This window comes from Intestinirhabdus alba, from assembly GCF_009711095.1.
Classification (GTDB): domain Bacteria; phylum Pseudomonadota; class Gammaproteobacteria; order Enterobacterales; family Enterobacteriaceae; genus Intestinirhabdus; species Intestinirhabdus alba.
Window position 1 is genome coordinate 83,181 of record NZ_WMJZ01000014.1, and the last position, 20,156, is coordinate 103,336.

16 protein-coding genes and 1 other RNA gene are annotated in these 20,156 nt (G+C 58.3%); 2 read left to right on the top strand and 15 right to left on the bottom strand.

All coding sequences use genetic code 11. The features are described 5' to 3' along the window. Nucleotides 1–99 precede the first annotated feature (99 nt). On the bottom strand, nucleotides 100–936 hold the full coding sequence (ppsR, locus tag GJV78_RS11670) for a posphoenolpyruvate synthetase regulatory kinase/phosphorylase PpsR (RefSeq protein ID WP_155108510.1): 837 nt from the start codon (nucleotides 934–936) through the stop codon (nucleotides 100–102). Between the two features lie 575 nt (nucleotides 937–1,511). Here ppsR and ppsA point away from each other — a divergent pair. Beyond that, on the top strand, nucleotides 1,512–3,890 hold the full coding sequence (gene ppsA, locus GJV78_RS11675) for a phosphoenolpyruvate synthase (protein ID WP_155108511.1): 2,379 nt from the start codon (nucleotides 1,512–1,514) through the stop codon (nucleotides 3,888–3,890). A gap of 90 nt (nucleotides 3,891–3,980) precedes the next feature. On the opposite strand, the gene fadK is transcribed toward ppsA, so the two are convergent. The 5 genes from fadK to GJV78_RS11700 all read right to left on the bottom strand — a co-directional run bounded on the left by fadK (nucleotide 3,981) and on the right by GJV78_RS11700 (nucleotide 9,089). Further along, nucleotides 3,981–5,618, bottom strand: coding sequence for a medium-chain fatty-acid--CoA ligase (gene fadK / locus GJV78_RS11680; RefSeq protein WP_155108512.1), 1,638 nt, complete (start codon nucleotides 5,616–5,618; stop codon nucleotides 3,981–3,983). 112 nt (nucleotides 5,619–5,730) lie between these two features. Beyond that, nucleotides 5,731–6,024, bottom strand: coding sequence for a ferredoxin family protein (locus tag GJV78_RS11685; protein ID WP_155108513.1), 294 nt, complete (start codon nucleotides 6,022–6,024; stop codon nucleotides 5,731–5,733). Further along, on the bottom strand, nucleotides 6,021–7,310 hold the full coding sequence (locus tag GJV78_RS11690; RefSeq protein ID WP_155108514.1) for an FAD-dependent oxidoreductase: 1,290 nt from the start codon (nucleotides 7,308–7,310) through the stop codon (nucleotides 6,021–6,023). Before GJV78_RS11690 ends, GJV78_RS11685 begins: the two co-directional genes overlap by 4 nt. A 47-nt stretch (nucleotides 7,311–7,357) precedes the next feature. Beyond that, complete coding sequence (locus GJV78_RS11695; RefSeq protein WP_155108515.1) at nucleotides 7,358–8,305, bottom strand: electron transfer flavoprotein subunit alpha; 948 nt, start codon at nucleotides 8,303–8,305, stop codon at nucleotides 7,358–7,360. Between the two features lie 19 nt (nucleotides 8,306–8,324). Then, a complete protein-coding gene (locus GJV78_RS11700; RefSeq protein ID WP_155108516.1) occupies nucleotides 8,325–9,089 on the bottom strand; it encodes an electron transfer flavoprotein in 765 nt (254 codons plus the stop codon). 336 nt (nucleotides 9,090–9,425) lie between these two features. On the opposite strand from GJV78_RS11700, the gene GJV78_RS11705 reads away from it, so the two are divergent. Then, nucleotides 9,426–10,316 (top strand): AraC family transcriptional regulator, encoded by an 891-nt coding sequence (locus GJV78_RS11705; RefSeq protein ID WP_155108517.1) that lies wholly within the window; start codon nucleotides 9,426–9,428, stop codon nucleotides 10,314–10,316. Between the two features lie 54 nt (nucleotides 10,317–10,370). On the opposite strand, the gene GJV78_RS11710 is transcribed toward GJV78_RS11705, so the two are convergent. The 9 genes from GJV78_RS11710 to ydiK form a co-directional block, all read right to left on the bottom strand. Beyond that, nucleotides 10,371–11,522 (bottom strand): acyl-CoA dehydrogenase, encoded by a 1,152-nt coding sequence (locus tag GJV78_RS11710; RefSeq protein WP_155108518.1) that lies wholly within the window; start codon nucleotides 11,520–11,522, stop codon nucleotides 10,371–10,373. Between the two features lie 12 nt (nucleotides 11,523–11,534). Next, nucleotides 11,535–13,130 carry an acyl CoA:acetate/3-ketoacid CoA transferase gene (locus tag GJV78_RS11715; protein ID WP_155108519.1) on the bottom strand — a complete coding sequence of 532 codons (1,596 nt, stop codon included), beginning with the start codon at nucleotides 13,128–13,130 and terminating at the stop codon, nucleotides 11,535–11,537. Between the two features lie 304 nt (nucleotides 13,131–13,434). Then, entirely contained in the window at nucleotides 13,435–14,193 is a 759-nt protein-coding gene (gene aroD / locus GJV78_RS11720) for a type I 3-dehydroquinate dehydratase (RefSeq protein WP_155108520.1), read from the bottom strand. Between the two features lie 34 nt (nucleotides 14,194–14,227). After that, complete coding sequence (ydiB, locus tag GJV78_RS11725) at nucleotides 14,228–15,094, bottom strand: quinate/shikimate dehydrogenase (RefSeq protein WP_155108521.1); 867 nt, start codon at nucleotides 15,092–15,094, stop codon at nucleotides 14,228–14,230. A 23-nt stretch (nucleotides 15,095–15,117) separates the two neighbouring features. After that, nucleotides 15,118–16,353 (bottom strand): MFS transporter, encoded by a 1,236-nt coding sequence (locus GJV78_RS11730; protein WP_155108522.1) that lies wholly within the window; start codon nucleotides 16,351–16,353, stop codon nucleotides 15,118–15,120. Nucleotides 16,354–16,592: 239 nt separating this feature from the next. Next, entirely contained in the window at nucleotides 16,593–17,807 is a 1,215-nt protein-coding gene (locus GJV78_RS11735; protein ID WP_155108523.1) for an MFS transporter, read from the bottom strand. A 133-nt stretch (nucleotides 17,808–17,940) separates the two neighbouring features. Then, nucleotides 17,941–18,297, bottom strand: a complete 357-nt coding sequence (locus tag GJV78_RS11740; RefSeq protein WP_155108524.1) for a YdiL family protein — start codon at nucleotides 18,295–18,297, stop codon at nucleotides 17,941–17,943. Between the two features lie 280 nt (nucleotides 18,298–18,577). Then, nucleotides 18,578–18,685, bottom strand: an RNA gene (rprA, locus tag GJV78_RS11745) — antisense sRNA RprA. A gap of 318 nt (nucleotides 18,686–19,003) precedes the next feature. Next, a complete protein-coding gene (gene ydiK, locus GJV78_RS11750) occupies nucleotides 19,004–20,116 on the bottom strand; it encodes an AI-2E family transporter YdiK (protein ID WP_155108525.1) in 1,113 nt (370 codons plus the stop codon). Between the last annotated feature and the right edge of the window lie 40 nt (nucleotides 20,117–20,156).

Here is a 20,156-nt window from a genome sequence, read left to right on the forward strand (position 1 = left end):
GCGGGGTGAGTACCTGCTGGCTTCTGCTGGCTCCGGGCAGGGTGTCTGGCCCTCACGGCAGAGCGGCATGATAGCAAAGAAATGAACTCATGAACTAGTTTATTGATACATTCTGCGGTTAAGCCCCATGATGTCGAGGATTTTAGTGGCAATCTCTTCAACGGAATAGTTGGTGCTGTTCAGCCAGGGGATCTGATTTTTCCGGTACAACGCTTCCACTTCCGCCACCTCCATCCGGCACTGGCGCAGGGAGGCATAGCGGCTGTTCTCCCGCCGCTCCTCGCGGATCGCCGCCAGCCGCTCGGGATCGATGGTCAGGCCAAACAGCTTATGCTGCAGCGGCTTGAGCGAGGCAGGAAGCGTCAGGTTGTCCATATCATCGGCGATAAACGGATAGTTGGCCGCCCGGATGCCAAACTGCATCGCCAGGTAGAGGCTGGTGGGGGTTTTGCCGCAGCGCGAGACCCCCAGCAGGATCACCTGCGCCCGATCGAGGTTGCGTAACGAAATGCCGTCGTCGTGGGCAAGGGTATAGTCGATGGCCGCGATGCGCGCGTCGTATTTATTAAGGTTGCCGGGATTCAGACCGTGGGTGCGGTGGGTAACAGGGGTCGGTTCGAGCTGTAGCTCCTGCTGCAGCGGGGCCACCAGCGCCTGCACGATGTCCTGGCAGAACCCTTCGCTTTGCAAAATGATGGCGCGGACCTCGGGCTGTACAATGGAGTAAAAGACCAGCGGGCGTATGCCGGTCTGCTGGAAGATAGCGTCGATCTGCTCTTTTACAGCGCGAGCGCGGTGCTCATTTTCCACGAACGGCAGCGTAAAGCTGCTTATCGTGACCGGAAACTGCGACATTACCGCGTGGCCTAAAACTTCAGCGGTAATGGCGGTGCCATCGGAAATATAAAATACGTGGCGATCGGCGGCATTATCCATTTTGGTGATCCTGTATGGCAGTTAATTCTCTGAAAGCATAAATTAAAATGGGTCGAAAGCGTATATTTTTACTCTATTTTTGTAAAATGAAACGCTATTTTTATTATTTATGAAAAAGGTATTCCATTTTTAATTGCGGCGCTTTATACCCTAAATAATTCGAGTTGCAGGACAAAACGCAGCGCGTTTTGAACAGCCCCCGACTGCCTCTGATGAGAGACAGGGATGTTTCTCATTAGTCCCCGGGAGTTTACTGGAGTAAGTGACCGGGGTGAGCGAGGGCAAATCAGCTTAGCTGATTTGAACGCCGCTGGCGGCGGCCCTTCAGGATGAGGCCCCAGGGACGAATAAAGCCAACGCATATGCAACCTGAAGTATGACGGGTATATACCGCTTTTTCTTGTGGAAACCCCGCGCCATCTGCGGGCTGGCGCAAAATAGCAAGCAATCTTAAAAAATAAAAAAATAAAGTTGCTTGAACGATTCACTGTTTTTTTTGAATGGTTAACTATGCCAGGATAAATAGGCAATCATGTGTTTCTGAACTCATTCATTTATCTAAAAAGGATTGTTCGATGTCCAACAATGGCTCGTCACCTCTGGTGCTTTGGTATAACCAACTCGGCATGAATGATGTAGACAGAGTTGGAGGCAAAAATGCCTCCCTGGGTGAAATGATTACTAACCTTTCCGGCTCGGGCGTATCCGTGCCGAACGGTTTTGCCACCACCGCCGATGCGTTTAATCAGTTCCTCGATCAGAGCGGCGTAAACCAGCGCATTTATGAACTGCTGGATAAAACGGATATTGACGATGTTTCGCAGCTGGCGAAGGCAGGCGCGCAGATCCGCCAGTGGATTATCGACACTCCTTTCCAGCCGGAGCTGGAAAACGCCATTCGCGACGCCTGGGCGCAGCTCTGTGCAGACGACGACCGGGCCTCCTTCGCCGTACGCTCTTCCGCCACGGCGGAAGATATGCCGGACGCCTCCTTTGCCGGGCAGCAGGAAACCTTCCTCAACGTGCAGGGCTTTGAGGCCGTGCTGGTGGCGGTGAAGCATGTTTTTGCCTCGCTGTTTAACGACCGCGCCATCTCCTATCGCGTGCATCAGGGCTACGATCACCGGGGCGTCGCGCTCTCAGCCGGCGTGCAGCGGATGGTGCGTTCCGACCTTGCCTCGTCGGGCGTAATGTTCTCCATTGATACCGAGTCCGGCTTCGACCAGGTGGTCTTTATCACCTCGGCGTGGGGGCTGGGCGAGATGGTGGTGCAGGGGGCGGTCAACCCGGACGAGTTCTACGTGCACAAGCCGACCCTCGCGGCCAATCGCCCGGCAATCGTGCGCCGCACCATGGGGTCGAAGAAGATCCGTATGGTCTATGCGTCGTCCCGGGAGCACGGCAAGCAGGTAAAAATTGAGGACGTTCCCCAGGCGAGCCGCGACCAGTTCTCGCTGAGTAACGAGGAGGTGCAGGCGCTGGCGAAGCAGGCGGTGCTGATTGAGCAACACTACGGGCGTCCGATGGATATCGAATGGGCGAAGGATGGCCATACCGGCGAGCTGTTTATCGTCCAGGCGCGTCCGGAAACCGTCCGCTCCCGCGGGCAGGTGATGGAGCGCTACACCCTGCACGCCCAGGGGCGGATCGTCGCAGAAGGGCGGGCGATCGGCCATCGTATCGGCGCGGGGGTAGTGAAGGTGATCCACGATATCGGCGAAATGAACCGCATTGAGCCGGGCGACGTGCTGGTAACTGACATGACCGACCCGGACTGGGAGCCGATCATGAAGAAAGCGGCGGCGATCGTCACCAACCGCGGCGGACGCACCTGCCATGCGGCGATCATCGCCCGCGAGCTGGGGATCCCGGCGGTGGTGGGCTGCGGCGATGCCACCGAGCGCATGAAGGACGGCGATAAGGTCACCGTCTCCTGCGCCGAAGGTGACACCGGCTACGTCTACGCCGACCTGCTCGACTTCAGCGTGAAAAGCTCCAGCGTTGACACTATGCCGGATCTGCCGCTGAAGGTGATGATGAACGTCGGTAACCCGGATCGCGCTTTTGACTTCGCCTGTCTGCCCAACGAGGGCGTCGGCCTGGCGCGGCTGGAGTTTATTATTAACCGCACGATCGGTGTTCACCCGCGCGCGCTGCTGGAGTTTGACGATCAGGACGCGGCGCTGCAGAACGAAATCCGCGAAATGATGAAGGGCTTCGATTCGCCGCGCGAATTCTACGTCGGACGCCTGACCGAAGGCATCGCCACCCTGGGCGCGGCCTTCTATCCGAAGCGGGTAATTGTCCGCCTGTCGGACTTCAAATCCAACGAGTATGCCAACCTGGTGGGCGGCGAACGCTATGAGCCGGATGAAGAGAACCCGATGCTCGGTTTCCGCGGTGCCGGGCGCTACGTCTCCGACAGCTTCCGCGACTGCTTCGCCCTGGAGTGCGAGGCGGTGAAGCGGGTGCGTAACGAGATGGGGCTGACCAACGTGGAGATCATGATCCCGTTCGTCCGCACCGTAGAGCAGGCGAAGGCGGTGGTTGAGGAGCTGGCGCGTCAGGGGCTGAAGCGCGGCGAGAACGGGCTGAAGATCATTATGATGTGTGAAATCCCCTCTAACGCCCTGCTGGCGGAGCAGTTCCTGGAGCACTTCGACGGCTTCTCCATCGGCTCGAACGACATGACCCAGCTGGCGCTGGGGCTGGATCGCGACTCTGGCGTGGTCTCCGAGCTGTTTGACGAGCGCAACGAGGCGGTAAAAGCGCTGCTGTCGATGGCGATCCGCGCGGCGAAGAAGCAGGGGAAATACGTTGGCATCTGCGGCCAGGGGCCGTCGGATCATGAGGACTTTGCCGCCTGGCTGATGGAGGAGGGGATCGACAGCCTGTCGCTGAACCCGGATACCGTGGTGCAGACCTGGCTGAGTCTCGCGGAGCTTAACAAGTAGCCCGTTCGCCCGGCGGCTCGCCGTCGCCGGGTGCGGATTTAATAGATGCGCCGGAGCGCGCGGCCTGGCCGCCGTCCGGCGTACTGCGTTTTACGCCGACTGCGACTGGCGCATCCGCCGGATAATATCCTGGCGTAGCAGGTACTTCTGAACCTTGCCGGAGGCCGTTCGCGGCAGCTTGTCCACGATCACCACGTGCTCCGGATATTTATACTTCGCCACCCGCCGACGGCTGAAAAAGTCCACGATCTCCTCCAGCGACAGCGGAGAACCCGGCTCCCTGGGCACCACGTAGGCGCAGGAGCGCTCGCCGAGGCGCTCGTCCGGCATCGCCACCACGCAGGCGTCGTGGATGCGGGGGTGCAGCAGCAGAATATCTTCCACTTCCCGGCTGCTGATATTCTCGCCGCCGCGCACGATAATGTCTTTCTTGCGCCCGGTTATCGTAATGTAGCCCGCCTCATCCATCCGGCAGATATCGCCGCTGTAGTACCAGCCGTCGGCGTCCAGCGCCCTGGCGGTCAGCTCCGGCTCGTCCAGATAGCCCACAAAGACGCCCGGCCCGCGCGAAGCCTCTTCGCCTTCGACTCCGGCCGGCAGCGGAGTACGCGCTTCGTCAACCACCCGAATCTCCACCCCTGCCGCCGCGTAGCCGTCGGTATTCATCATGCGCGAGGGCGGATCGTCAAGGTTTACCAGCGCATGGGGTGAACTCTCGGTGGAGCCGTAAATGCTGAGCAGCTTCACGCCCAGCCGCCGGCATTCGCGCGCGACCTTTTTGGGGATTGTCGTTCCGCCGCAGAGAAAAAAGCGCAGCGAGGAGAGATCGGTGGGCCGCCGGACCAGCGCCTCCAGCAGATCGTAGACAAACGGCGTCGCTCCGGACATCAGAGTGCAGCGCTGCTCCTCCAGCAGGTTGAGGCAGGCTTCCGGGGTAAAAATATCCAGCAGCACGCTGCGCGCGCCGATGAGAAACGGTGCGGTAACGCCGTGTAAAAAACCGGTGGCGTGTCCCAGCGGTGCCGGCATCAGAAAAACATCCTGCCAGCTGAGATTAAGCCGCGCGCAGTAGGCCCGCTCGCTGGCCAGAATATTATTGTGGGTCAGCATCACTCCTTTTGGCTTCCCCTCCGTGCCGGAGGTAAACAGCACCGCAGCCAGCGCATCGGCGTGTACCGCAGCGGCCCCGGTGAGCGGCGCGTGGTCGCGGAGCAGTTGGCTAAGCGCGAGAGTGGTGGTGGCGGGAGCCAGCTTGTCCACGCCGACGATCTGCCGCAGCTGCGGCAGCTGAGCCTGCAGCGGCAGGATCAGATCAACCGGCCGGGTCTGCTTAAACACGGTGGGCGCGAAAAAGATTTTGGCCTGGCACTTATTCAGTACCCAGACCAGCTCGGCCTCCCGCCAGGCGGGAAGCAGCGGGACGGATACGGCACCGATCTTCAGGCAGGCGAGATAGATGAGCGTAAACTCGCACCAGCCGGGAAGCTGAAACGCGACGCGGTCGCCGGGCTGAACCTTCTGCTCCTGCAGCCAGCTCGCCAGGCGGCCGGCTGCCCGATCCAGTCCGGCGTAGGTATAGCTGGCACCGTGGCCGTCGACCACCGCGATTTTATCCGGTACGGCCCGCACGCTCTGCTGCCAGTAGTCGCCCAGAGAGGCATCGCCCCAGAAACCCTGTTCCCGGTATGCTTTCCGGCGTTCGGGATTAATTGCTAATGTGACGCTCATGCGTTATTTCCTGGATGATATCGACGTGCTTTCCGGCGGACAGGGCCGCCAGGGGGGGCGCAGCCGGACGCAACGCGCGCTCCGGCTGCGAATTCTCCAGCGTTCCAGGCTATCAGCCGTAGCGGAAATCGACGCCAAAGGTGCCCGCCGGATATTCCCACTTTTCAAGAAGGGTATCGCCGCACAGCACCCGGCAGGTGCCGCACTCCAGGCAGCCGGCGGAGTCAAAATGGACGTTGCCCGCGTCGTCCAGCTTGTACAGCCCGGCGGGGCAGGCGTTTAGCAGCTTGCGCAGCTCATGGCGATCCGGGTTGTCCTTCAGCACGATGTGCGGGTGGCCTTCGTCGACATGGAATTTATTGACGCCCAGCTTGACGTCGACGTTTACGCGATTCTCCTGACTCATAGCGCCGTCGCTCCCTTGATGCCATCTTTCAGCAGGTTCACCAGGCCGACCTGCTTCGCGTGCGATAAGATTATTTGACGAACCGGCCGGTTTACGCCGCCGTCAACGGTGAACATATCGCGCATAATATCTGCCACCATGCGCGGATACTGGCTAAACAGGCGCGGGTTCTCCATGAGCGCCGGGACCTTGCGGAAGCGCCGCATGTCGCGCATCACGCAGCTCTGCTCCAGCGCGCTTTTATAGCCGGCCAGCGCGCGGGCGGTAAAATCCTGCTGCGCTTTGGCGGCAATGGCCGTTTTCGCCGCCGCTTCGGCAGAGGCGATGGCTAAATCCATCCCGCGCACCGTATAGCCGAGATTAAGACAGAGCCCGGCGGCATCGCCGACGATCATCACGCCGTCATCCAGCAGCGTCGGCACCATCGCCAGCCCGCCCTCCGGCACCATGTGCGCCGAATACTCCAGCAGTTTTCCCCCCTCGATCAGCGGGCGAATGGCCGGATGCTGTTTAAAATCCTCCAGCATCTGCGGCACGCTCTTCTTCGCGTGAGCCATATCGCCCAGCCCGCACACCAGGCCGAGGGAGACGGAATCGCGGTTGGTGTAAAGAAAGCCGCCGCCCATCAGGCCGTCAGAGGGGGAGCCGGCGAACAGCCAGGCCGCGCCTTCGTTGGCGGAGAGATTAAAGCGATCTTCGATCTGCGTCGGGGTGAGGCCGATCAGCTCCTTCACGCCGACGGCGTAGTGGTGCGGCGACGGGGCGGAAACCATTCCCAGCGAGCGGCCGAGCAGCGAGTTGACGCCGTCGGCCAGAATCACCACGTTGGCCTCCAGAATATCGTCCCCGGCCTGGACGCCGGTCACCTGACGGCCTTCGCGGATCAGCGCGTCGACGCGGACGCCGGGAATAAACTGCGCCCCGGCCTCTTCCGCCTGCTCCATCAGCCACGGATCCAGCCGGCTGCGCAGCACGGTATATGAAGTCTGCGCCGGGGCGTCCGGCTGTTCGCGGTGATAGTCGAGGGTCACGGCGCTCTCGCCGGTCATAAACGAGATTTTCTCGCGGGTGACCTTGCGCTCAACGGGGGCCTGGCGGGCAAAATCCGGCATGATGCGCTCAATGCTGTGCGCGTAAAGCCGGCCGCCGGTCATATTTTTACTGCCCGCGCTGTTTCCGCGCTCAATGACCAGCACCTCCAGCCCGGCTTTGGCCATCACGTACGCCGCTACCGTTCCCGCCACGCCCGCGCCGACCACAATGGCGTCAAATTTTTCATCCGACATGCTTTCTGCTCCCTACCCGCCGCAGCGGCGGCGGGATAAATAGACGTTTAGCGGGTTAACTGGTCAATCAGGGCCGGGACGACCTTATACATGTCGCCCACCAGGCCGAAGTCGGCGTAGCCGAAGATCGGCGCGTTTTTGTCTTTGTTGATGGCGACAATCACCTTCGCGCCGTTGCCGCCCACCATATGCTGGATCTGCCCGGAGATGCCCAGCGTCAGGTAAAGTTCGGACTTCAGCAGCACGCCGGAGACGCCGATATAGCGTTCGCGCTCCATCCAGTTTTCACCTTCGGCAATCGGTCGTGAACAGCCAACCTCCGCGTCCAGCGCCTCGGCCAGCGCGTGCACCATCTTCAGATCCTCCTGCGCCGCCAGGCCGCGACCAACGCCAATGACCCGCCGGGCCTTGCTGAGATCGACGCTGCTGCGCGATTTTTCGCGCCGCTCCTGACAGATGATCTCATGGTGCGGCGGGACCCAGGCCGCCTGCTCGACGGGGCAGGCGTGCGCCGGAGTGGCCTCCACCGGCTGCGTCACGCCGGGGGCAAGGGAGATGATGCTATACGGGCCGTGCAGCTTTTCCTCACCGAACGCCAGCCCGCCGTACATGCGGTGCGCGGCGTGCAGCGCGTCAGCGCCGACGTTGACCCGCGTGGCGTCGTTAACCAGCGGCGCATCCAGTTGTACGCTCAGGCGCGCGCCCAGCGCTTTACAGCGTCGGGTGGCGGCCAGCAGCAGCAGGGCGGGCTGCCCGGCGCTTCGTTCTTTGATTAACGCGGCGATAGTTTCCGCATAGTTTTCGCAGCACTGCAGCGCCGGGCGCTCCTGCAGTACGACGATGCCGTCGGCTCCCAGCGGCATAACGCGATCGGCCTGTTCAGCCCCGGCCACGATGGCGTAAACCCGCGCTCCCCACTGACGCGCGCCGGCCATAAGCTCGCCATAGCGATCGACGTTGTCGCTGAATACCCAGACGTTGGTTACCTGGCTCATGATATTTTCTCCGTAAGGGTTAGTTCAGGGCTTTTTTCAGATGTTCAGCCAGTTCCGCGATGGCTTCCGGCGAGTCGTTATCCAGGATGATGTGCTGACGCGCTTGCTGCGGCGGCACCCTGATCTCCACCAGCTCCGCAAGCGATGCCGACGGCTGCCAGTCAATATCGCTGGCCTGCCACGGATGAACGGGCTTTTTGCCCGCCCCGAGAATGGCCTTCATCGAGGGGATACGCGGGGCGTTGATGTCGGAGGTCACGCAGAGGACGGCGGGAAGCGCCAGCTCGATAACCTCGATCTCGTCTTCCAGCGAACGCTCAATCACAATACGGTCGCCCTGCCGCTCGATGCGGCTGACGGCGTTGAGCGTCGGCAGCTGCAGCATCTCGCCGACCAGCAGCCCCACCTGCTGGGCATAGAGATCGCCGGAGCCTTCGCCAAAGATCAGCAGATCAAAGGTCATCTTCCGCGCCGCGGCGGCCAGCGCCAGGGCGGTGTCTTTCGGCAGCGCGTGTTCGAGGCGGGCATCCTGCACCATATAGAGCGCGTCCGGTCCACGGGAGAGAACGTCTTTGCGCACCTTTGAGTTTTGCAGCAGCGAGCCGCCGGCGGTCAGCGCGGCAATTTCGTCATCACCCGTGGCCAGCTGCGCCGCGGCTTCCAGCGCATTGAGGTCAAACTGGCTAATCTTCGCCCCGGCATTGTCAAAACTGAGCGTATGTTCGGGGGTGATCACAATGTCCTGTTCTTCAGGCACCAGCTTAAAGCAGGCTATTATTTTCATGATATCTCCAGTGTGTCGCGTGCCGGAGGGGGTAAAACGGGCCATCCCCGGCATTGGCGAAAGGTATAATGAGGCTGGAGGTAGTGTGCGACAGCAGGGCCTTTTTTTTCGACAGGGCAATCTGTTTTCGTTACCAGGAATCTTGCAAAAAAAATGGGATCGACAGTGCAAAAGGCGTCTTCACGCGGTTATTTTGCGGTACATACCTTATTATCTTGCACATCGGGAAAATAATCTTGTTTTAACCCGGGAAAACGCGGTTGTATAACCGCCGTGTGCGCTTTATTTTATCCCCATTCAGCTATGCAGAATTTCTGTTTGCTTGTGGAGGTTGTCATGTATCAATGCTGTTTTGATAATGTCGCGGAAGCGCTATTTGAGCCTGGAAAAACGCCACGGATTTCCCGTTTTGTTATTAGCGACGATCCGAAGTGGGAGTCAGGGCATCACGTTCACGATAATGAAACCGAACTTATTTACGTTAAGAAAGGGGTCGCCAGATTTATTATTGACTCTTCGCTGTATATGGCGCACGCCGGCGATATCGTGGTGATTGAGCGCGGGCGGCTGCACGCGGTGGCGTCAGACGTGAACGCGCCGGCGACGACCTGGACCTGCGCGCTGTATGGCTTTCAGTTTCCGGGCTGGGAGGAGAATCAACTGCTGCAGCCGCACTCCTGTCCGGTCGTGGCGGTCGGGCAGGGGGAAGCGGTGATTAAAAGTATTTTTAACGAACTGGGGATGCTGCTGCCGCAGAGTAAAAATGGCCTTGCCTCGTCGGTTTGCGACGCTTTTGCCTGCGTATTGACCGTTCTGTTCCATGAAAACTTTAAAAATGCTTACCGTTCAGAGCAGGGGTTCATTAAAAAAGATATTCTGATAAAAGATATTTTGCTGTACCTGAACAATAACTACCGTGAAAAAATCACCCTTGAACAGCTGTCAAAAAAATTCCGCGCCAGCGTCAGCTATATTTGTCATGAATTCACCAGGGAGTATCATATTTCACCCATTAACTATGTGATCCAGCGGCGCATGACCGAAGCAAAATTTGCGTTGACCAATACCGACGCCTCGCTGGCGGAAATATCCTGGCGGGTAGGGTATGAAAATGTCGATCATTTTGCCAAGCTGTTTTTGCGCCACGTCGGCTGCCCCCCAGGCGACTACCGCCGCCAGTTTAAAATTCGCCTCGTCGGGCCGGAGAACCTGACCGCCGAGGTCTGACCGCGGCTTACCCGTCCCGCACGGCAGGACGGGTAAGGCGTTCCCGCCGCGCCGTTACCGGCTCTGGTAATCTTTCAGGATCTGTCGACCCGCCACGTAAATCATAATCTCATCGGTGCCGCCGCCGATGCGCTCGCAGCGGACGTCGCGCCAGAACCGCGAGACGCGGGCTTCGTCGGTATAGCCCAGCCCGCCCATGATCTGGATGGCGTCGTCAATTACCTCCATGGCGCTGCGCGCGCAGTGCAGTTTCGCCAGCGCGGCGCTGGTGCGCAGCGACTCCTGCCGATCCGCCTGCCAGGCCACCTTCAGCACCATGTTGCGCATGTTTTCGACTTTAATGGCCATCAGCGCCAGCTTCTCCTGGATCATCTGGTTATGACCAATGGGCTTGCCGAAGGCAATACGCTGGTTGGCGTAGCGCGCGGCGTCTTCAAAGGCGCATTCGGCAAAGCCGGTGCTGCGCGCGGCGTTGATCAGGCGCTCCATTTCGAAGTTGTACATCACGTTGAGGAAGCCCATGCCCTCTTCGCCAACCATGTCGCTCTCTTCTACCTCGACGTTATCGAGATAGACCTCGCAGGTGCTCAGCATGTGCCAGCCGATTTTGTGCAGCGGGTTGATGGTGATCCCCGGCTTGTTGGATTCCACCCACCACAGGGTAAAGGCTTTTTTCGGGTCCTTCGGCTGCGGATCGCGCGCCAGCACCAGCATATAAGGGTACTCTTTCGCCCCGGTGATAAAGGTTTTCTGCCCGTTCAGGTAGACCTTACCGTTTTTGCGGACGTAGCTGGTCGTCGCGCTGTTGTTGTCCGAACCGGCCCCCGGCTCCGTTAAGGCCAGCGCGTAGGCCGGATCGCCCGTCTCCAGCGTGCTCTCTGCGGTTTTCCGTAGCTGCTCCGGAGAGCCGAAGCGGCGCATGCTGTGGATACACTGTCCGTTAGTGATCAGGAAGGCCGGCGCGCCGCATTTTGACACCTCCATCAGCGCCAGCATCTGCGTCACGTAGTCCGCCGGAATACCGCCAAACTCCTCCGGTACGCCGAGCAGAGAGATGCCGTTTTCGGCAAGGGCGCGCATAAATTCTCGCGGATAGGTGCCGTTCTGGTCGCAGGTGCGGAAATACTCCTCGGGAAAGCTGCTGGAAATCAGTTCGCGAATGCTGGCCAGCAGCAGCTCCTGCTCTTCGGTTAAAGAAAAGTCCATCGTGGTGCTCCTTTAATGGGTTGCGTCGGGCAAAACAAAGCCCATGGCGGCGTCGATAAATAATCTTTCGTCCATCAGCTTCAGGTCGGGTGAAATAACCGGTAAGAAATCCATGTTGTCGAGAACGTCTTTTTGCAGATCCACGCCGGGGGCGATCTCGACTAAGTGCAGGCCGTCTTCTTTCAGGGTGAAGACCGCCCGTTCAGTGATGTAGCGCACGTCGAGGCCGCGTTCGAGGGCAATTTTGCCGTTGAAGGTAATTTCAGGCAGCTCGCGGATAAACTTCTTGACCCGGCCTTCCTGGCGGATGGTTAATTTTCCGTCGCCAACCTCGGTTTTCAGGCTGCCGGCGGTTAACGTGCCGCAGAAAACAATTTTTTTGGAGGTGGCGCTGATATCAATAAAGCCGCCGGTGCCCATAATTTTGCCGTTGAATTTATGCACCCCGACGTTGCCGTGGCTGTCCACTTCGGCAAAGCTCAGATAGCACACGTCGAGGCCGCCGCCGTGGTAAAAATCAAATTGCGAGGTCATATCCAGAATGGCGCGGGTGTTGACGTTGGCACCGAACGCCACGCCCTGGGAGGTGATCCCGCCAACCGGGCCGGTTTCCACCGTCAGCACAAAATCGTCGGCGCAACCCTCTTCGCGGGCCACCAGCCCGATGCCGTCGGCGATCCCGACCCCGACGTTGCCTACCGCGCCCTTGCGCATCTCAAACAGCGCGCGGCGGGCCACCAGCTTGCGCTGGGTCAGCGGCAGGGGAGGCTGAGCGCCATCGTCGAGGGTAAAGTCGCCGGAGATAAAGCGGTTCACCGGGGCACCGCCGTAGAGCTGCGTCTGGTCGGGATCGACCACCACGATATCCACCAGGTAGCCCGGTATGCGCACCGCCTTCGGATGCAGGGTCGCCTTTTTAACCCTCTTCTGCACCTGCATGATCACCAGACCGCCGTTGTTATGCACCGCCTGGGCGATCGCCAGCGCGTCCAGATACATCACTTCGTCTTCAAAGGTGGCATAGCCTTCGCTGTCGCAGGTGGTGGCGCGAATAAACGCCACGTCGGGAGCGATGGCCTTATAGTAGAGGTACTCTTTATTATCTATTTCAACCAGCTTAATCAGATCTTCTTTAGTTAGCGCGTTCAGCTTACCGCCCTGCTGGCGGGGATCGACAAAGGTGCCGATGCCGATGTCGCTCAGAATGCCGGGCTGGTGGGCGGCGGCGGCGCGCAGCGTCTGGGTCAAGACGCCCTGCGGGTAGTTGTAGGCGACAATTTTATTCTGCTCCGCCAGTTCGGAAATGCGCGGCGACTGCCCCCAGTGACCGCACAGCGCCCACTTCACCAGGCCCTCCTGGGCCAGCGGGCTGATGCCGCGTTCGGCGCGGTCGCCAAGCCCGGTGGGGCTGATAAGGGATAAATTACGCGGGGTTCCGGTTTGTTGATATCTTTCGGCCAGGGCGGTAATTAAGGCGGTGGCTTCGAGAATTCCGCCGCCGGCACCTAAAATACACAGGGTGGATTCATCCTTTATATAATTTATCGCGTCCGGTGCCGAAAGTACGGGCACGCGGCCATCAACACGGGGTGGCGTTTCGTATTTCATAGTTACTCCAGCAATTATCTGAATAAAAGCGCTGATTTATATATCCGTCATACTTCAGGTTGCCTGTGCGTTGGCGCTGTTCATTTCATTTTTTACCGCGGCGGGTTGGTTGGCGCGCCCGGTTATTTTCCGCCGCGCGCGTTCTGCCGCCAGACCGATGCGGTTCGAACCTCTCCGGCAATAAACGGATCGTGTTTTTATGCCGCGAGGACGTGCGCCGCCGCAGAATAGTCGGCGCTATTCAGCTCAACGGGATAATTTTTTATTTACGGCGGGGTGAAATACCCCACCTTATTTCTGCAAATTAAGCCTGATGTAATATCGTTAATACGCTGCGCAGATCGCCAACCGATATTTGCCCCGGAGCGGAGGCTTTTTTCACCGCGCCAAAGGTGGCAGCGGAACCGAAGGCCTCTCCCGCCAGCCGCGAAATAACCCCGGTTTGCGACATTGACATGGTAATAATCGGCCGATCGGCATACTGCTCGTGCATCTGCACCGTTGCCGCGAGCAGGGTCAGCACGTCGCTGCGGTTTTCAGGCATCAGGGCAATTTTGGGTATATCCGCTCCCAGAGACTGCATCTTGCGCAGGCGATTCACTATCTCCTCCGCCGGCGGCGTCTTATGGAAATCATGGTTCGACATCACCACCTTCACGTTATTACCGTGGGCGTGTTCGACGGCGGCGGCAATCAGCGCGTCGCCGGTCAACAGCTCCAGGTCAATCATATCGACCAGGCCGCTCTCTACCGCCGCGCGGTTGAGCGCCAGATAGTCCTCAGGCGAGAGGGCCTGCTCACCGCCTTCGTTTGCGCTGCGGAAGGTAAACAGCAGCGGCGTTTCCGGCATGGCGGCTCTGATGGCGCGGAGCGCCTCCAGCACCGCTTCGGCGGAGGTCGCTGCGCTAAAGTGATCGACGCGCCACTCGAGAATATCGAAGTCGGCGTCACGATAGGCCTGGGCTTCTGATTTTATGCCGGCGAGATCTTTTGCCATCAGTGAGACGATAATTTTGGGCGCGCCTTCGCCAATCACAAGATTTTTTACGGTTACGGTGTTCATGGTTTACCTTTTATGAATAACGAGTTCTGGCGCATCAGGCCGTGAAACCCATGACCTGTTTAACGTATTCCAGCGGGAACTCTTCGCCGGTCCACAGTTTGAACTGCTCAGCGCCCTGCCACAATAACATGCCGTAACCATCTACCGTTTTGCAACCTGCCTGCTGCGCCTGCTGCAGCAGCTTCGTCATGTGCGGGTTATAGACGCACTCGGTGACCAGCAGTCCGGGGTGCAGCAGGCTGATGTCGCTGACGAGGGACTCATTTTCCAGCGGCTTCATTCCTACCTTCGTGCCGTTGGTCAGAATATCCGCGCCGGCAAGGGCGTCGGCAAAGGCCTGGCCGTCGGCGATATCGGTAACGGTGACCCGGCAGTCGGTGTTCTCATTCACGCGCCTTGCGAACTCAAGCGCCTTGCTGAAAAACTCATCCTTCCGGTTAAAGAGCTTAATCTCTTTCATTCCCTCAACGGCGGCCTGGGCACCGATCGCCGTTGACGCGCCGCCGGCCCCCAGCAGCACCATGGTTTTGCCTTTGATATCGAAGCCCGTTTCCTTAATCGCGCGGATATGGCCGGTGCCATCGGTGTTATAGCCGCGCAGGTAGCCGTTGTCGTTAACGATGGTATTGATGGCACCAACCAGCTTTGCGGCGGGGGAGAGTTCGTCAACAAAGTCGCAGGCCAGCTGTTTGTTAGGCATTGATACGCCGGTGCCGCGCATTTTCAGCGCCTTCAGCCCCTCAATCGCCCCGGCGAAGGTGCTGTTGTCCACCTCAAAAGCCATATAGGTGTAGGGAAGACCGGCTTTTTCCAGCGCCTTGTTCTGCATTTCCGGCGACAGGCTGTGTCTGATGGGATAAGCCATCAGGCCGATCAGTTCGTATTTAGCGGTAACATCCATTGCGTGACTCCTTAAAGACGGATTTAGAGAAAATAACGTTCGCCCAGACGAATATCGTTTGGTGGAATAGTGAACACCCGGTAGTAGCGGATAAAGACGATAATGGCGGTGATAAACGCCAGCAGCGCAAAGACGAAATCGAGCAGGATGATGTACTGCAGGCCGATCGTGGAGAGATAGCCGGTGATGAGCGGGATGATGAAGTTGGCGACGCCGCCCATCATCATATAGATGCTGGTGACCTTAGCCTTACTCTGCGGAAAGAATTCCGACATCACCGATACGCCGAGCTGTAAGATGCCGCCGGCGGCGGAGAAGCCGATAACGAACGCCCCGAGGTTACACACCAGCGGCGACGGATAGAGGTAGATAACGGCGGCGGCAGCGGTCGCCAGCCCGGCGTTGAAAACGTTAGCCCAGACGGGGCGGACCCATTTTTTTAGCAGCGCCGCGAAGATAAAGACGCAAACCAGAGAGCCCATGCTGTACCAGGAGATGGTCTTCAGGGCTTCGGCTTCAGACATGCCGCCGAAGGCCACGGCGTATTTTGGCATCCAGACGACGATGACGTAGAAGGTTGAAAATGCGGCGACGCCGAACAGCACCGAAGCCGCGCCCTCCAGCCACGCCAGCGGCCTGCTGCTCATCTGCGGCAGATCTTTCGCGAGGCTGGCATCCACCAGCTGGCCGGGAAATTTGCTTTTGAGCAGCAGCAGGGTAATAAGGACGAACAGAGCGCCGGGAATAATAACCGCGTAGCCGTACCAGATGTGATTGAGCAGCATATAGCTGACGATCATCGGGTAGATCATCTGCCCGAAGGAGACCATCGCCTTGACCAGAATGACCGCCGAGCCGGAGGCCTTCGGGAAGCACTCCATCAGCGCCGGATAGCCGCCGGTGTCGAGGGCCGAGTTGGCGATGCCGACGCCGACGGCGAGGGCGAAGGCCACCATCAGGCTGGGGCTGGCGGGAATGCCAAAGAAAAACAGTATATACAGCGCCACGCCCAGCAGAATAATAGCCCGGCGGCCGAACTTATCCGACAGCACCCCGAAAAAGAGAATGCTGACCAGTCGCCCAAGGCCAATACCGGAAATTAAATAAGCGATTCCGGCATTGTCGGTGGAAAACTGTTGCGCCAGCGAAGTCATATTTTGCGCCAGGCTAATAACGCTGATGCCGTGGAGAAAATAACTGAGGTAGATACAAATAACGGCCAGAATAAATGGCGTGCGGACAGTCTTGTTTTTAGACATTTTCACAGTTCCATACTGGTAAAATCATTCTTTATTTGCCAGGGAGTATTTGGCAGCTGATAAATAATATACTGCGTGCGGTATTTACCCCCTACATAGCATAGCGCTTAAATGACCAGGTATATTGCATACTGAAGTGTGAATATCAGCGAGTTCAGCGCTGCCCTCGTTCATTTTTACCGTCTGGCCAAACTATATTGCAGCAGCGATGAAGAATATTGCATCCACGGCGGCAATAATTATTCGTTGATCCGCGGACTGCTTAACGCGCGTTTTATTTCCCGGCGGCTCCGGTAGCCGATAAACAGCGCCAGCAGAAAACCCGCGGCGGCGATAGCGGTATCAAACCACATAATATCGGCGATGCTTCTTTCCGACAGCCGGGCGGCGATCAGCGGAACGGTGAACGTGGCGATACTTCCCGCGCTGTAGTAGATACCGGTGGCTTTGCCTCTGGCATGGGGAAAACGCGCCGCCATCAGGGTTAGCCCAATCTGCACCACCCCGCCCGCCGAGGAGAAGCCGATCGTGAAGGCAAACGCCATCACCACCCAGATCTGCGGATGCAGGCAGACCGTCAGCAGCGCGATAAATGAAATAAAGGTATACAGTATCAGCAGCGTGGTGGCATGGACGGTCCTGCGTACCAGCAGGGCGGTGATCAGCACGCACAGCAGCGAGCCGCAGGTATAGATACTGAGCAGCTTAATGGAAAGCGTATAGGGCATACCGGCGACGAACTGGCCGTACTGCGCCAGCCACTGGCTGACCAGATAGAAGGTCGCCATTGAGAGGTAGCCGTACAGGGTGTAGCAGGCCAGGTCGATAAGCGAGCAGCGATGTTTGCCCGGCGCGGCGCGGTCTGCCGGAGCCGCTGTCCGCGCGATGCGTCCGGGGTGGGGCGGAAACGCGCAGCGCAGAAGAAACAGCCCGTTTAAGGTCATTACGGCGGCGGCGATAATAAAAGACCAGCCGAACCACTGGCCGCTCCAGACCAGCAGGCTGACGATCAGCGGCAGAATAAACTGTCCGGCGGAGACAAACGCCTTGATTAAAATATTGGCGGTGCCAGGTGAGGTGGGAAAAGCCTCCATCAGACTGGGATAAGTTCCGGCGTCGAGAAAGCTGTTGGCCATGCCGGCGAGAAAGCCGAAGGCGTAGGCCATCACCATATTATTCGTGTTAACGATACCGACGAAAAAGGCGAGGTAGCAGATTGTCCCGAGGATAATAAAAGGGCGGCGGCCAAAGCGATCCGATAACATGCCGGCGCACAGCAGAACGCTCAGGCGGCCAATACCCAGCGAGGATATCACTACCGACACGCCGGCGGCGTTAGTCTGCCACTGCTGTTCCAGGAAGGACATATTAAGGCTAATCAGAATAACGCCCATTCCGTGCACCAGGTAATTGAGATACAGCCCCACGGCGGTAGGGAGATAGTTTTTTTTCATCAATGTGTGCTCAGTGAACTGGCTCAAAAGGGTTCCCTGGAGCAGGCAAAAGCGCCCGCGCCATAAAATTGCACTGCGTTTTAAAGCAGGAGGTCAGACTATCTGCGCTGTCCGGAGCGCCATAAAAAGGCGCTTAGCACAGACGTTCAAGATCGTGGGCATAAAGTTCAGCAGCGGCGGACTGGTAAATTTTCCAGTCAAGAAAATTACCTTCACTATAGACGGCCTGGAAATCCGCGAAAGTAACGAAATAGCGCATCGTATTATTACCAATACGGTTATTAATTTTGTCGATAATGGCGTCAATGCGTTTTTTTCGCTGCTGGCGCATCGCGAGCAGCGCGTCGACGATAGCCGGTGGGATCGCCTGCTCTCCGCTTTCCCAACGCAGCCACTCCTCGGTGCGCGCCCCAGGCGCAATCCAGCGCACGCACTCGGTAACGGACAGGGCGAAAATATGGCGTAAGGCCTGTAGCTCATAGGCATTCATAGGTGACGATTTCACTGTAAAAGGCAATGTAGCATAAATAACATTATTCCCTGCTTTCCGGCTTGAAGAGAGTCACATTATCTCGTGCAATATTATTTGTTATCGTGGTGTGAATTAAGCCGGAAGGGCGAAAAAAGAAGGGTTAAACTATTTTTCGCTGTCATCAGTGCCGGAAGCAGGGGGCGCGATTTTAATTCTCGGGCGGGAAGTATTCAGCAGATAATAGCGGCCGGGCGAAGGTGTAATTTTCCGAAAAATGAACTGGAATGGCGTGTTCGGCATAAAAAAAAGCCCATCGTGGGAGATGGGCAAAGACTACACACAGCAATTCGTTGTTTCACTCAGGGGATTTCCATGTTTATAAATCAAGTCGTTGATCTATAACCGTGGGCTAATAATAGGCCGGGGCGTTTTTTACGTCGATCGGATTCCTCTCAATAGTTTAAAGAGGATATCATTTCCGTTTGCGAGGGGGCTGATGGTAAAGCGGTGGAATAATATTCAATATATATTTGCTGGCCTGCGGGGAGGGGCTGCGTATCGGGCTGGTGCGTTCTGCCGCTCGCATTGGCATTCGTCAAATGCTTTCTCTGACCCTCTTAATGCAAAGCAAATTTATCAACAGCAAAAATAATGATGCAGGAAAATACGCCGCCCTGTTCCCCGAACGGCTGCGGATACGGGCGGCGGAGCGCCCGTATCCCGGTCAGGCCTCTTCGCCCTTTGTTCTGGCAAGGGCTTCGGGGATTGCCACCGGTTCATTATCCGGGGCCGGAACCTCCTGCACCCATGCGGAGAAGAGACGCCAGGAGACGGCCAGCAGAACCGGGCCGATAAACAGGCCGATCATCCCAAAGGCGATCAGGCCGCCGATCACGCCGGAGAGAATCAGAATCAGCGGCAGATCGGCACCCATGCGGATCAGCATCGGGCGAATAACGTTATCCAGCATTCCCACCACGCAGCTCCAGACCAGCAGCACCGTGCCCGGCGTGGTATCACCGCTCCAGTAAAGCCAGATAATTGCCGGAACCAGCACCAGCAGCGGCCCCAGCTGCGCCAGACAACAGAGCAGCATCACCACCGTCAGCAGGGTGGCGTAGGGAACCCCGGTAACCGCCAGACCAATCCCGCCAAGGACCGCCTGAACCAGGGCGGTAACCACCACGCCCAGCGCTACCGCGCGAATTGCCTGCGCCGCCAGCAGCACCGCCGCATCGCCGCGCTGAGCGGCCAGTCGGCAGGCGAAGTGACGAATACCCAGCGCGACCTGCTCGCCGCGCCAGTAGAGCAGGGCGCTGAATAACAGCATCAGCGCACAGTGCATCATAAAACGGCCGATATGCGCCGCCTGGCCGACGAACCAGGTGGTGGTGGTGCCAATATAAGGGCGCAGCTTGGCCATGATCGCCGTGCCGCCCATGTCCAGCAGGTTATGCCAGCCGGCGTAAATTTTTGCCCCTACCAGCGGCACCCCGTTGAGCCAGTCGAGAGCCGGGAGGGTCATTTCACCGCCGGTCACGGCGTGGATCAGCGGGCCGCTGCCGTCGACGATGCTGTTGACCAGCAGCGCAATGGGGATCACGAAGAGCAGCACCAGCAGCAGCGTCATCACCAGTACCGCGAGGGAGCGGCGGCCCCACAGCAGCCTTTGCAAATAGAGGAGCACGGGCCAGGTGGCCACGACTACCGTTCCGGCCCAGGCAAAGCCCAGGATAAACGGCCGTACGATCCATAAACACGCCACAATCATGAGAGCTAAAAACAGCACCGATAGCAGAACCTGGGCTATGTCCCTGGGCTGACGAAAATTTTCCATAAATCATTTTTACCTTTAACTGTGCGTCAGGACGATGACG